General features: G+C 50.5%; 11 protein-coding genes, 1 tRNA gene and 1 pseudogene. 6 read left to right on the top strand and 7 right to left on the bottom strand.

Going from position 1 to position 14,071, the window contains the following annotated elements:
• Nucleotides 1-136: 136 nt before the first annotated feature.
• Entirely contained in the window at nt 137-760 is a 624-nt protein-coding gene (locus AC1D19_RS14010; protein WP_477763565.1) for a hypothetical protein, read from the bottom strand.
• 551 nt (nt 761-1,311) lie between these two features.
• Between AC1D19_RS14010 and AC1D19_RS14005 the strand changes: the two genes are divergently transcribed.
• The 6 genes from AC1D19_RS14005 (at nt 1,312) to AC1D19_RS13980 (ending at nt 8,758) form a co-directional block, all read left to right on the top strand.
• The gene (locus AC1D19_RS14005) at nt 1,312-2,226 is read left to right on the top strand and encodes a hypothetical protein (RefSeq protein ID WP_477763564.1); all 915 of its coding nucleotides are present in this window, start codon (nt 1,312-1,314) and stop codon (nt 2,224-2,226) included.
• Nucleotides 2,227-2,229: 3 nt separating this feature from the next.
• On the top strand, nt 2,230-2,673 hold the full coding sequence (locus tag AC1D19_RS14000; RefSeq protein ID WP_477763563.1) for a hypothetical protein: 444 nt from the start codon (nt 2,230-2,232) through the stop codon (nt 2,671-2,673).
• Nucleotides 2,674-2,675: 2 nt separating this feature from the next.
• A complete protein-coding gene (locus AC1D19_RS13995; RefSeq protein ID WP_477763562.1) occupies nt 2,676-4,796 on the top strand; it encodes an AAA family ATPase in 2,121 nt (706 codons plus the stop codon).
• Between the two features lie 103 nt (nt 4,797-4,899).
• Nucleotides 4,900-5,649, top strand: coding sequence for a hypothetical protein (locus tag AC1D19_RS13990; protein ID WP_477763561.1), 750 nt, complete (start codon nt 4,900-4,902; stop codon nt 5,647-5,649).
• A 153-nt stretch (nt 5,650-5,802) separates the two neighbouring features.
• A complete protein-coding gene (locus AC1D19_RS13985) occupies nt 5,803-7,191 on the top strand; it encodes a hypothetical protein (protein WP_477763560.1) in 1,389 nt (462 codons plus the stop codon).
• Between the two features lie 691 nt (nt 7,192-7,882).
• Nucleotides 7,883-8,758 carry a hypothetical protein gene (locus AC1D19_RS13980; protein WP_477763559.1) on the top strand — a complete coding sequence of 292 codons (876 nt, stop codon included), beginning with the start codon at nt 7,883-7,885 and terminating at the stop codon, nt 8,756-8,758.
• 34 nt (nt 8,759-8,792) lie between these two features.
• On the opposite strand, the pseudogene AC1D19_RS13975 reads toward AC1D19_RS13980, so the two are convergent.
• The 6 genes and pseudogenes from AC1D19_RS13975 to pheS all read right to left on the bottom strand — a co-directional run.
• Nucleotides 8,793-8,958, bottom strand: a pseudogene (locus AC1D19_RS13975) (IS3 family transposase); the annotation flags it as partial.
• An 849-nt stretch (nt 8,959-9,807) separates the two neighbouring features.
• Nucleotides 9,808-9,884: transfer RNA gene (locus AC1D19_RS13970), tRNA-Pro, on the bottom strand.
• Between the two features lie 89 nt (nt 9,885-9,973).
• Nucleotides 9,974-10,330, bottom strand: a complete 357-nt coding sequence (locus AC1D19_RS13965) for a MerR family transcriptional regulator (protein WP_003179985.1) — start codon at nt 10,328-10,330, stop codon at nt 9,974-9,976.
• A complete protein-coding gene (gene ihfA / locus AC1D19_RS13960) occupies nt 10,311-10,613 on the bottom strand; it encodes an integration host factor subunit alpha (RefSeq protein ID WP_002553164.1) in 303 nt (100 codons plus the stop codon). The genes AC1D19_RS13965 and ihfA overlap by 20 nt, the downstream gene beginning before the upstream one ends.
• 3 nt (nt 10,614-10,616) lie before the next feature.
• Nucleotides 10,617-12,995 (bottom strand): phenylalanine--tRNA ligase subunit beta, encoded by a 2,379-nt coding sequence (gene pheT, locus AC1D19_RS13955; protein ID WP_477763558.1) that lies wholly within the window; start codon nt 12,993-12,995, stop codon nt 10,617-10,619.
• 26 nt (nt 12,996-13,021) lie between these two features.
• Nucleotides 13,022-14,038, bottom strand: coding sequence for a phenylalanine--tRNA ligase subunit alpha (gene pheS / locus AC1D19_RS13950; protein WP_007992477.1), 1,017 nt, complete (start codon nt 14,036-14,038; stop codon nt 13,022-13,024).
• Nucleotides 14,039-14,071 lie beyond the last annotated feature (33 nt).

The raw sequence follows: 14,071 nt of genomic DNA, 5'->3' as shown, positions 1-14,071 counted from the left end.
AACTCACCGGCGGCTAAAAGCATAGCGAGGGATGAGCGATACTTTGTGATGCCAACTTGAAATCACTTTATCAACTCGCTTTACCTGCCAGAAAGGCATTTAGTTCTTGCCCTAGATTTACGTATTCGACTGACAATTATTTTAACTCTTCCAAAAAATCAGCACCCCACTTTGCTGGATGATAACGATTCTGAATCTGGAACACCTTAAATCTGACTCCATGCGGGTGTTCCCCTTTCCCTGTTAAGTCTACGGTATATTCGGATTCGACCAGCCTGACATGCTTTGTTGTGTTTACAACGTCCTGTAGGTATCGGAACGATTTAAAACCAGAGACTCGAACTATCTTATCTTTGAGCCCCCTACTTTGGACGTGCTTCTGGATGAATTTGAGATTTAGATTCTCTTCGTCCACCCCATTGATTGCAATAACATCAAGAATCACATGACTGATGATGTCCGCCGCAGAGCGCGTTACTTGTGCGCAAGCAGTTATATTGGCCTCATAAATAAATATTGCTTCGTGAAACCTGGATGCTTCCTCGCCTGCGCTAAGAGTCATCTTTATAGCAGATATAGATGCATGCTCTTCGTCTTCGAAATCCGAGGAAAATGCATTGCTAGCTGTATATGAATGGTAACAAGCAGATCGAATTTCCAAGTCTACTGAATTAATATGACTTGACGCTTTAGAAAGTTTCTCGTCTCCGTGAATCTTTTCTATCAACTCGCGTAGCTCTTGTAATTTCCATGCTGACATTTACGCGATACTCCATTGCATGTAGAGCCAACTGTAAATAGACCCGAAGTTGGGTGATAACGCCTTCACGAGCTTGGTGGATAACACTCCTTGTTCTCTCCTCATCCCTGACTAGTCCGGGCATTGAGACGGTCAGGTGTTGCACTTGGTTTTTGCGGCCGCCGAGTTATGCACCATTGACGGAAACCCAACCCGCTCGATCAGTTCCGGCAACAAACCAAGCATAGCCACTCATTGGCCATCGCTCCGTCCACCGGCTGCTTTTGGCTGTGGATTCAACCGGTCGATGCAACAGATTGGCTAAATCGTTCAGCGGGCGTTATCTACAAAACTGGGTCGATTCACGCTGTAAAGATAAACAGCCCATGTATTTATCGAATCCGAATTACCGGTTCCTGCTAGACCGACCGATAGCGTTTTGATAGCTTCTGGAGTATCCGAGGTCGCAGGGCCACGCGGAGCAAGCAGATGACGCCCAACCGGCACCTATAGATTTCGGAAGGATACGATGAGCATCGCCTCCCGATGAGTATTCACAAGGCAGGTATGCAGTGATCACTACACCCGTTGGCAAATTCACAGGTACAACTTGGGAAGCGCAGTGTCAGCTTGCATTTAAACTCAAGCATGGCGGCGATGGATATCAGCATATACCCGCCTCGCCTGGCGATTTTGGGATCGAGGGCTACACGAAACACACCGGATATGCGTTCCAATGTTACTGCCCAGAAAGGCTTTATCATCAGGACGAGCTTTATGAGAAGCAGCGTACAAAGATCAACGACGATCTGAAGAAACTCAGAGATTATTCTGATGATCTACAGAAGATACTGGGCGGTACAAAGATCAAAAATTGGTGTTTTGTCACCCCCGAAATCAGCAGAAATAAGCTGCACTCCTACACCCAGATCAAACAGACAGAGGTCAGGGGATGGAGCCTTCCACATCTCGATGAAGATTTCACGATCTTGCTCCATGATCATGAGTTCTACATAAAAGAATTTAATCTGCTGCGTACGTCAGAAGGCCTGCCCCCATGCTTGGGTTCGGCGACAGAATTGTTGCCAAGAGTAAGCATTACCCCTGAACCGTATGACGAGAATTTGGAAAGGAAATGTCGCCTACGAATGCTAGGGAAACCCGCTCAAAAAATTGAAAACCTGATCAAGCTTACAACCAATAATTTCCTTGATCACGACACATATTTTCAGTCTCTGTATGACCGTTCGCCCCAAACGTATGTAAACATCGCCCGAATAGTGAATACCTTTGAACAAGATGTCTTGGAGTGGGGACTTACATCTGACGCAACACCCGAGGAACTCACAACACTGGTAAGGGACAGGCTGATGGAATACCTGACCACTGATCGCCATCTCAACATAGACAAGTCCATGGCAAGTGATGTGGTACGTAGGACTGTCGCGCGATGGCTTGCGATCTGCGAACTGGACTTCAACGAGTAAATAATGGCTCAGCTCAAATTTATAAGGCGGCCGATTCCGGTGCTCTCGGAGCTTCGCCCTCTCTACAAAATTTCCCAGGCGCTTCTGATTCTACATCTGTCCGGACGTAGCGGCAGATCAAGCCTTCCAAAAATTCACCTGCTGAATTGGGCACTCAAGACGCCCGAGCGTACCCGGTCACTCACAATTGGTGCCCAACAAGGTCAATTGCAACTCCCGATCTGGGGTTTTGATCCTGCAATGGCAATCGCACTTAATCTTGCGTTCAGTGAATCATTGATAACGCCCACTACAACAGGATTTGAGCTAACTACCTCCGGTAAATCTTACGTGGAACTGATACTCGCTGACGACTCCGTACTCAGCGAAGAAAAGGCTGCATTGAAGCTGATCGGAAAAAAAATTACGGAAGACATGGTGAGTACCGTGTCCAAGGGATGGGAATAACGATGTACATCAAAGCAATCCATATCGACATTCAGACGGATAGTGGGCCGTTTGGATTCTTTACCGAATTCAATCGAAACTTGAACATCATCCGCGGCCGAAACTCCGCAGGTAAAAGTACAATCGTACACGCGATCATGTATGCCATTGGTATGGAAGAGTTACTGGGTGCGCAGAATGAAAATGCACTGACCTATGCCTTGAAGGACTATCTGGAGCACGAAGGACTTAAGCATCAAATCCAGACCTCCAGAGTTACAATCGAAATCGAGAGCAACGGTAAGACCATCACCGCAAGACGCAGCGTTAAAGAAAATGGGCTCAGTACGAAGCTCGTTCGTATCCAGGAGTGCTCAGGGCTAACCAAGGGTGAAACTGCCCCCACCCTCTACAAGTTCATACATGACGCAAACAGCGCTCAGATCGAAGAGGGCTTTTTTAGATATTTTGAGAAATTTCTCGGCCTGCAGCTGCCCCTTGTACCGCGGACAAACAACAAACCAGCAAAGCTTTATTTACAGTATATCTTCGCCGCGATGGTGATCGAGCAGAAACGTGGATGGACTGACTACATTGCAAATCTTCCATATTTCGGCGTGCGAGATGCACGCATCAAGATCGTCGACTTCTTGGTTGGCACCGATGTGTTCGAAACAGATGCCAAGCGCGACATATTGGATCAAGAATCCAAACAGATTTATGATGAATGGCAAATTATTTACCGAACACTTTTGGGTGAAACCCTTAAACAGGGTTTCAAATTTTCCAACGTTTCGAAAACGCCAGTACCAGATTTCAATGCAGAACTAGTTAACTTCCAAAAAAACTCTGAGGGCGTAACAGAGAGCATCTTGGAGTATAGGCAGCGCAAGATTAGCGAGCACCAAATCATTGGCCTAAAACTCTCTAGCCAGGGTGAAACACCAACACAAGAAATCACTCAAGCAATTGAAAAACACACCAATGAGCTTGAGCGCTTTACAGTTGCTTATGAGACCTGCCTAGGTGATCTCGCCCTATTGCGCGTCAACCTAAACAGCAACAGACTCAACACTCGACAGGCCAAAGATGAACTAACCAAAAACCACGCTGCACAGAAGCTGATTAAGTTCGGTGCATCGCTCAGCCTGTCAACTGCAAGCAACTCTTGTCCAGCCTGTCATCAATCTATTGGTAACTCTCTCGTTGATCTGCATGAGAGTACGCCGCACATGGATATCGACACCAACATAGACTACTTGTCTGCCCAATTGCGGATGCTCGAAAGAGAAAATGGTGGAATTGAACAGTCCATCAAAGAATCTGAGGCGCTAAAGGATCAACTAGCAAGAATACTGTCGACTTCAAAGTCTGCTCTCAGGGCTCTACGATCCGACCTGAACTCCAACTCGTCTGTCTCCAAATCCGGGATCAGACTGCAAGTTCAAATCGAGATGGAGCTCGAAGGCCTTACTAAGTTTGAAGAAAGCTCGGACCGGGCACTCGATGCTCTCGGCGCGTTGTCACAACGTTTCCTCGATAATCAAAAAAGTCGGGGGATGATGCCAAGCGATCACTACTCGCCCGCTGACCTAGCTAAGTACTCACTCTTCGAAAGAATGTTCCGCGCCAATATCAGTGCATTCGACTATCACAGCGCGGCAATCGAGGACATCGAGTTCAACAGAGAGAATCTCCTCCCGTACCTCGCCAAGATTGAGCTCAGAGAGATCAATGGTCAAAGACAACCATTTAATTCCGCAGCCCTCAACTCCCCCACAGCTTCAAACATTGGAAGAAGCGATGACAGTCCGAAAGGCAAGGGCAACATTGCCAGGGAGTCCAGCGCTAGCGACTTTGTTCGTCTGATCTGGAGCTACCTGCTTTCCATTTACCAAACCTCCTCTCACCATACGATCAATGGCAATCACTTGGGTTTCCTGTTGCTGGACGAACCTGGACAGCACTCCATGGCTACCAAAAGCCAACAAGCACTCTTCCAGCTTCTGTCGTCAGAGAAAGGACTGCAAAGCATCGTGGCAGCCTCGTTTGATGACAGTGAGGCCACTTACAGAGAGGCAACCTCTAACGTTGAGTTCAAGCTTATTCAGCTGGGGGACAAGTCGATATTGCCGCTTAAGTGAGTCGCCTCTGGTTGCGTAGACAAGTGTGAGCATAGGCTGACCTCGCTCCCCCTAGAAGATTAGAGCCTAAAAACAAGGTAGTTCAAAAAAATGAGCACACAGAATGACTCCTACTGATTTATCCAAAAACATTGGACTGCTTCGAACCAAACATCAGAAGTCACTAAACAACATCTATATTTGGACTTCTTTTGCACGCGACGCTCTTAATGTTGCAAAAAATGATGCAGCATTCTTGAGTCAGACCCGATTAAAAGTCCCCTCAAAAGTAAGAGGGAAAGAAGTTGCACGAACGGTTCCTCAGCTAAAAGAAATCGCTGAAGTGGCAGTTGCTTGGGAGATCTACTATTCCGTATTTGTTTATGCGGTCGCCCAGGTTGAGGCATTTTTTGGGGATGCTTTGTTTGAAATTCTTAGCTTTGATAGTCGTCGACTTCAAACTCGCGTGAAAGGAATTGACCACACAAACAAGATTGATGTCTCAGATATAATCAAAGCATCTTCTCGTGAGGAAATCGTAGCAGGCATAATCGAAAAAGAATTGGCATCACTATTTTATGCTGCGCCCTCACTGCAGATGGAGTATTTTCAAGCGGTAGCCGCCATATCACTTCCTGACGACTTAGTTCTCCAGTGGCTCGAAATCAAAGCAACTAGAGACATCATTGTTCACAACTCTGGGGTTTCGAATTCTGTATATATAAAAAAATCAAGCTCTTACGCACGCGCCATGGATGGTGAAACCCTGCCGATGGATGATAAATATTTTGCGCTCGCAGTCTCCTCTATGAAATCACTTATCGGAAAATCTTCATCCCTTATCCAGCAGAAGTTAAAAGGAAAGGCCGTCTAGAAAGATTTTATGCCATATGGGGTCAGACTACGTTTATACGATTTTCTGAATCTTGGCCTGAGCCCCGAACCTAGACTGACTGCATCAGAGCTACCAGCTATTTTTTCAAGATTTAACTAGGCATTAATAATTTCCCGAGCCAACTGGAACCCCATGATTAAGTTATTCGCCACATCAAATGATCTTGGCTCTTTTGATTTCTACTCAAACCTCATAGAGATTAGAAACTATACCGGATCGGCTAGAAAAGTACTTGAGGAGTCGTTAGCTGAGTCCCTGCCTACTAAGTGGGACAAATACTGGTCGGTACGAGTCAATTTTAGGTCGTTGCTGATTCACGAAGCTACCCATTTCAATGACTGCTTAACTACTACATGGGGAATGGAGTTCCTATATCGCAAGCTCAGGCTAATGAAGTTTATAGCTGAAAACAAAGACATTGAACAGCCGCTTTCTGTGTTTTATCTGAATGTTTCAGAGTTGCGATCTCATAAAGAGCTGATAGTAATCGGCGAGCACCAACTATCTCTTGCCACTTCAATGACTCATACGGTGACGATTGACGACCGCTTCGGCCCCATAATTTATATAAATTACAATCTTCAGGATAAAATTATCCAGAAGACTCCCCTAAGCCTTTTGTCTGTACTCGAAGCGCACGCACTTTCGAACGAAGTGTTAGTGAAGATTGTTGCTTCTGAAGCTCTGGATGATTGCTCAGAAAAAACAGAGTACATTAATCAAATAAATTCAGATTTCAATAAATTGCTATCTGACAGGACTCAGTCAGAGTACACAGCCTTGATCAATCTGGCTAGAATGCACTTTAAAGAGCTTAATCTTAAAGAGCTATTAGTATTTACTGCTACACTTTGTCGTTTTTCTCTAGATCTTAATGGTTTGGCATGCTCCAGAATCAGTTATCACATAGAAAACTCGATAAATGACAAAGAGGCTGGAGCGACAATATGTCAAGACATGCGGAGGGAAGGATCGAGAGCAGTAATTTTCTTTAAGACATTACTATTCATTCATGACTGGCTGAAAACCTCTAACTACTCCACCCGCACCAACATAGTAAAACTCCTAAAAACAAATCCATTGACTGCAATTATAAGATTTTGGAGTTATATCTATAAGGATTTTCCTATGATTTATGGTATGGGAGATAAATTTCTATTCGAGTTCTCACTTAAGCTTGTTTCCGATCTCTCAAGTGTGATTGATGAGGAGATTATAAATAGCTGCACCCTACACAATCGGGCTGTCCTAAAGGATCGCCCACTGGGCCTCTGTAGCGTCTCCGAAATACGTCTATTAGACATATTTCTATCTGATGAAACCGAAATACGGGCTCCTAATCGAACAGAGTTAAGTATCTCCGACTATCTGATCGATAACATTGATATCTTTAACGAGACTGAGGAAAATTGTAAACAAACTGTGCAAAAATTCTTTATGCGTCCTGGTGATGTAATTTTAAATATAAATCCGTTTGCAGCTAATGTCTTAGATGACTGTGTCGACCTAGGTCATGTCTAACCGCGATCATCCATACGGTGCTTTCGGTCTCCGATTAGTTGTAAGCGTGGGGGAGTTAAGGACCAAAGGTTGTTCAGTTCAGCTTGATCGGTCAGTCGATGATCGGCTGCCGACTTAGGCTGAAAACTGCAAAGGCCGAACGTTTGTTCCAGCCCGTAGCTACCTTCCGCGAAGGGCCACTCTTGGCCGATTCTGTTGAAAAAGCCGGTCTGCCTAAACTGCCTGATCATTGACTGGTGAAAACGCCTTTTTTGCACGCTGCTATTTGAAATCCGAGTCCGGAAGCCTCTGCCAAAAGTAAAGATTTTAATCTCGGACGTGCACTTTTCTGCTGAGCAAACCATGGCCGACTTTTTTGAACAGAATCGGTGCTGCCTTTGACGAAAGGCCGGAACCGACCGAGGCTGTGTAAAAACGTTTTTGAGCGCGACAGGTACTCAAAATCGGACTGGAAATCGCGTTTCTACGCGAAATCCACATCTGCTGACGTGCCGATAAACTTCAGATTTAACGTAGATGCGCATACTTCAATTTTTGTGAAGCGTTTTTACACACTCTGGACCCAAAGCATAGGCAGGGATGTCTACCATATCGGGGGTAGCCCAACAGACGCTCAAGGGTGTCTACTCAACCTTGGTGCGATTCACGCTTTCACTCAATATCGGCTGGTCAGTTTGGGGTCTTCGCAACCATGGGACGAACCGCAATTACCTTGCAACAATCAATGGTGTCACCGGTCAACTGCATCTTCATGATCGATTGCTTAGGACTCTCTGATCAGAAATCAGCCAGGCGTAGGCACGAAGGCATATGTGACGAGCTGATGGCCCTGGCGTCGTCGACGTTCGAGCAGGATCGAACACGTGTCCTGCACTGCAAGTGTGCAGACCTGAATGAGCTTGTCTTCCTTCTGTCTGTGATTCGCGAGTACTGCCAGAAGGGAGCGCTCCCCCTACTGTTCATTGATGGTCACGGTGACCGCGAGAAAGGTCTGAAATTACCTTCAGGTCAATTCATGGGTTGGGATATGTACCTTGACCTTCTTAATCACATCACCCTCGCAACAGGCGGTGAGCTGACTGTCATCGCAGCATTTTGCAATTCGATGGCTATCGAGCCCATGCTATCGCTTAGCGCGCGACTACCCTTCTCCTTCTATTACGGATACACGAGCGAGGTCCCAGCAGGCTTGGTCGAAACTGAGACAAAGATGATCTATGAGTCTCTCCTCCGGGACGGTGGGCAGCGTTTTGGGGAGCTCCCCCTTCAAATTTCAAGCTACTCGGAGTACCACCACGCAAACCAGCTTATAGCTCCTGCTCTGCTGCTCGCCTGGGCACCAGAAACCCTCGCCGAGATTGCTCCTGAGCTTTCAAGGGGAACCCTCAGAGCTTTCTATGAGCAGCGACAAGCAGCCAATGGCGTGCCATTGTCCGGCGCCAGAAAAAACTTCAATAAGTTGATCCGAGGCAATGAGCTGGTATCCGCGTTGGTCACCTCAGGTATGCATGACACACCCCGACGCGAACGCTACTTGTATGAAATTCTTCAGCAGATGGGCATTTGACTTCGTGGTGACAGGCATAAGCGCAGAATCACCCCATCTCCTCAAGCTGCCGGGTGATGTGAAGTCCACTGATGCCGCGGTCCATCAGGATACCCACCGACTCCTTGGTGAAGTCATCGATCACCTCCAGAGACCTGGCCCGCTCCCCGTACTCAGCACATCGAAGAAGATGTGCATAGGCAAACCTGATTGGGCTGACTCTGATCACGGATGGCCATCGCCCCTACGTCTGGCCAACCTACCAGGGCTGCTCCAGAGCAAGTCATCCACCTAAGTCCGATAGTTCAAAGGCGTCCCAGACCTCCCCCTTTGCGGGTATTCGAGGCCCGACACTGGGCCGCATGGCAGGACGTGGTGAATTGTCTGTTGATCCGCAACCCGCCACCAGGCAGCGTAACCTGGGCGACTGGTGCAGCTCGACAGAGCTATCAGGGAGGGGCAGGTCAAAAGTCTGGAGCTTTCGCCTCGAAGACCGCTCCGGAAAACTTTCTCACATTAAATCGTAGATTTTTTGTCCATATAAGATATCTGATCCATGAAGCAAGTCGGTGGCCCCGCTGGCTAAAAGGCTGAGGGCTTCGCGCCAAAGACCGCAACCAATCTATTTTTAAATGCTAACCGCTGACCGAATAAGTTCCATGAAAAACAAGCGCTCTGACAGAGCTGCCGCAGCCATAGGTACAGCGTTCTGCCGCAAACCATATCAAGACGCCAGACTACCCATCTTCAGTACCACCGATGTGATGCATTGTGAATCCATCACGTGCGCGCGAGGCGGCCCCCCCATGATTACTGAAAAACTGAAGGAGTAGGCAAATAGCTCAGAACCGACAATCCTCGAACGATAGGAAAAGCCTGCTTAATCGCCCACCCGGAAACGCTATCGTGCGCGCGGACGAGACTGGTCATTACTATCAAGGAATCAATTAGACACCCACCCGCTGTACGTTCTGCTGGCGGGGCAATTTTTCAGTGGGGTAAAAAGTGGGGTAAATTCATAAATGAAAAAGGCCGGCGCTTTCGCTACCGACCTAAGTCATTGAAAAATATGGTCGGGACGGAGTGATTCGAACACTCGACCCCTAGCACCCCATGCTAGTGCGCTACCGGACTGCGCTACGCCCCGACTAGGCGTGAAACTCATCCCTCATCTCGAGGAACGCTCAAGAATATATCGCAAGCTTTTGAAAACTGGAAGTATTTAAAAGCAGGAATTTATTTCTTGAGTACCACCAGAACATCTTCGAGCTCGGCGATCATCTGGCGGATCATTTGCTTGTATTGGGTGGTGTCGTCTTTGGCTTCATCGCCGGACAAGCGCAGGCGCGCTCCGCCGATGGTGAACCCCTGATCGTAAAGAAGCGCGCGGATCTGCCGGATCATCAGCACGTCCTGGCGCTGATAATACCGACGGTTTCCGCGGCGTTTGACAGGGTTGAGTTGAGGAAACTCCTGCTCCCAGTAGCGCAGCACGTGTGGTTTTACCGCACACAGCTCGCTGACTTCACCAATGGTGAAGTAGCGTTTGCCCGGGATGACGGGGAGCTCGTCGTTATGACTTGGTTCCAGCATAAGCCTCAACTCGGGCCTTCAACTTCTGCCCTGGACGAAAGGTGACCACACGGCGAGCCGTGATCGGGATTTCTTCCCCCGTTTTCGGATTGCGGCCAGGCCGCTGGCGTTTGTCCCGAAGGTCGAAATTGCCGAAACCGGACAATTTGACTTGTTCGTTGTCTTCAAGAGCGTGCCTGATTTCTTCAAAAAACAGTTCGACCAATTCCTTGGCCTCCCGTTTGTTCAGGCCCAGCTCTTCATACAGACGTTCCGCCATCTCAGCTTTCGTCAGAGCCCCCATACGTCACTTCCTTAACGTGGCGTTCAACCTTTGTTCGAGCGAGGTGAGGATGTTTTGCGTTGCGGTATTCACCTCATCGTCATTAAGAGTGCGCGATGGATGCTGCCAGGTCAAGCCGACTGCGAGGCTTTTTCTATCAGGATCAATGCCTTTACCCTGATACACGTCAAATAGCCTGAGGTCTGTCAGCCATTCGCCTGCATTTTCACGGATTACGTCCAGTACAGCCGTGGCTGCAACGTCTTTATCCGCAATCAGTGCAAGGTCACGACGAACTTCAGGAAAGCGTGATAACTCGTGGAATTTTGGCATTTTGCCCGACGCCACTTCCGCCAGAACCAACTCGAAGACGAAGACCGGACGGTCGAGACCGAGGGTTTTCGACAACTCAGGGTGGATCGCGCCAATGAAGCCGACCAGACGACCATCACGCTCGATGCGCGCGGTTTGACCCGGGTGCAACGCTGGGTGTTTGCCCGGCACGAAAGTGAACGCTTCCAGAGCACCGGCGAAGCCCAGCACCGCTTCGACGTCAGCCTTGACGTCGAAGAAGTCGACGGTATCGCGACCCTGCGCCCAGCCTTCCGGCAGGCGACTACCGCAAACAACACCCGCCAACATCGGCTCTTGCTTCAGACCTTCGAGCTGACCAACGAAACGCAGGCCGCTTTCGAACAGACGCACGCGATCCTGCTGACGGTTCAGGTTGTGCTGAAGCGCCTTGACCAGACCTGGCCACAGCGACGAACGCATGGCAGCCATGTCATTGGAGATCGGGTTAGCCAGCAGCAGCGGCTCAACACCCGGATTAAACAGTTCGAACTGTTTCGGGTCGATGAAGCTGTAGGTAATGGCTTCCTGATAACCACGGGCAACCAGCAGACGACGCAGTTCAGGCAGGTCGCTACGGGCTTCTGCCTTGGCTTGCGGCGCCAGACGCGCTTGCGGATAACGAACCGGCAAACGGTTGTAGCCGTACAGGCGTGCCAGCTCTTCGATCAGGTCGACTTCCAGGCTGATATCGAAGCGATGGCTCGGTACGTCTACACGCCACTGCCCTGCCCCGTCGGCAGTAATGGTCAGGCCCAAGGCATTGAGCAGACGCTCCACCTCAGCCGAATCCATTTCCATACCCAGCATCTGGGTAATGCGCTGGGCACGCAGGGTGATCGGAGCAATTTTCGGCAGGTGCTGTTCGCTGACGGTCTCGATGATCGGACCCGCTTCACCACCGGTGATCTCCAACAGCAAGCCAGTCGCGCGCTCCATGGCTTCGCGGGCCAGTTGCCAGTCCACACCACGCTCATAGCGATGCGACGCATCGGTGTGCAGGCCATAGGAACGGGCCTTGCCCGCTACGGCGATCTGGTCGAAGAAAGCGCTTTCCAGGAACACATCACGGGTGGTCGCGGAAACACCGCTGTGCTCGCCACCCATGACACCGGCAATGGCCAGCGCTCGGGAATGGTCGGCAATCACCAGCGTATCGCTACGCAGGCTGACTTCCTGACCGTCGAGCAGCACCAGTTTCTCGCCCTCTTCGGCCATGCGCACACGGATGCCACCGTTGATTTCGGCGAGATCGAAGGCGTGCAGCGGCTGACCCAGTTCCAGCATCACGTAGTTGGTGATGTCGACGGCAGCATCGATGCTGCGCACATCTGCACGACGCAGGCGCTCAACCATCCACAGCGGCGTAGGCCTGGACAGGTCGACGTTACGAATCACACGACCGAGGTAGCGCGGGCACGCGGCGGGCGCCAGCACTTCTACCGAACGCACTTCGTCGTGGGCGGCAGGAACCGAAGCCACCACCGGACGGACCACAGGAGCGGCGTACAGTGCGCCGACTTCACGAGCCAGACCGGCCAGGGACAGGCAGTCGCCACGGTTCGGGGTCAGATCGACCTCGATGCTGGCGTCTTCCAGGTCCAGATAAACGCGGAAATCCTCACCCACCGGCGCATCGACCGGCAGCTCCATCAAGCCGTCATTACCTTCACCAACCTGCAGCTCGGATTGCGAGCACAGCATGCCGTTGGACTCAACGCCACGCAGCTTGGCCTTCTTGATCTTGAAGTCACCTGGCAGCTCGGCGCCGATCATGGCGAAAGGAATCTTCAGGCCCGGGCGCACGTTTGGCGCGCCGCAAACCACCTGGAAGGTTTCCGAACCGTTGCTGACCTGGCACACGCGCAGCTTGTCGGCGTCCGGGTGCGGTTCGGTGCTCAGCACCTCGCCCACTACCACGCCACTGAAAACACCGGCGGCCGGCGTAACGCTATCGACCTCAAGACCGGCCATCGACAGACGAGCAACCAGCTCGTCGCGACTTACCTGCGGGCTAACCCAGCCACGCAGCCATTGTTCACTGAATTTCATCCTGCTCTCCTAAGAATTCGTTACGACTAGCGAAATTGCGCGAGGAACCGCAAGTCGTTGTCGAAGAACAGACGCAAGTCATTCACGCCGTAACGCAGCATGGCCAGACGCTCGACACCCATGCCGAAGGCAAAGCCCGAGAACTCTTCCGGGTCGATCCCGGACATGCGCAGCACGTTCGGGTGAACCATGCCGCAGCCCATCACTTCCAGCCAGCCGGTCTGCTTGCAGACGCGGCAGCCTTTACCGCTGCACATCACGCATTCCATGTCGACTTCAGCGGATGGCTCGGTGAACGGGAAGTACGAAGGGCGGAAACGCACGGCCAGTTCTTTTTCGAAGAACACCCGCAGGAACTCTTCGATGGTGCCTTTGAGGTCGGCGAAATTGATGTCGCGATCGACCAGCAGGCCTTCGACCTGGTGGAACATCGGCGAGTGGGTGATATCGGAGTCGCTGCGGTATACACGGCCTGGGCAGACGATGCGGATCGGCGGCTGTTTCGACTCCATGGTGCGGACCTGTACCGGCGAGGTATGGGTGCGCAACAGCATGTTCGCATTGAAATAGAAGGTGTCATGCATCGACCGGGCCGGGTGGTGGCCTGGGATGTTGAGCGCTTCGAAGTTGTGATAGTCGTCTTCGACCTCAGGGCCTTCGGCGATGCCGTAGCCAATACGGGTGAAGAACTGTTCGACGCGTTCCAGAGTGCGGGTAACCGGATGCAGACCACCGGAGGTCTGACCACGGCCAGGCAGGGTCACGTCAATGGACTCGGCGGAGAGTTTGGCAGCCAGATCGGCTTCTTCAAACAATGCCTTGCGCGCATTAAGGACCTCTGTGACACGCTCCTTGGCAACGTTGATCAGCGCACCGACCTGCGGACGCTCTTCTGCCGGTAAATTCCCCAGGGTCTTCATCACCTGAGTCAATTCACCCTTCTTGCCAAGGTAGTGAACCCGGATTTGCTCCAGGGCATTGATATCTTCAGCGCTTTGCACAGCCTCTAGAGCTTGAGAGACGAGCGCATCCAGGTTTTCCATGTACAGACTCCAGATACAAAATAGGGGAAGAGC

The sequence above is a fragment of the Pseudomonas sp. P1_C12 genome (assembly GCF_056406435.1).
The sequence above is the reverse complement of the archived record's forward strand: the minus strand, read 5'-3'. Positions and strand labels throughout refer to the sequence as shown.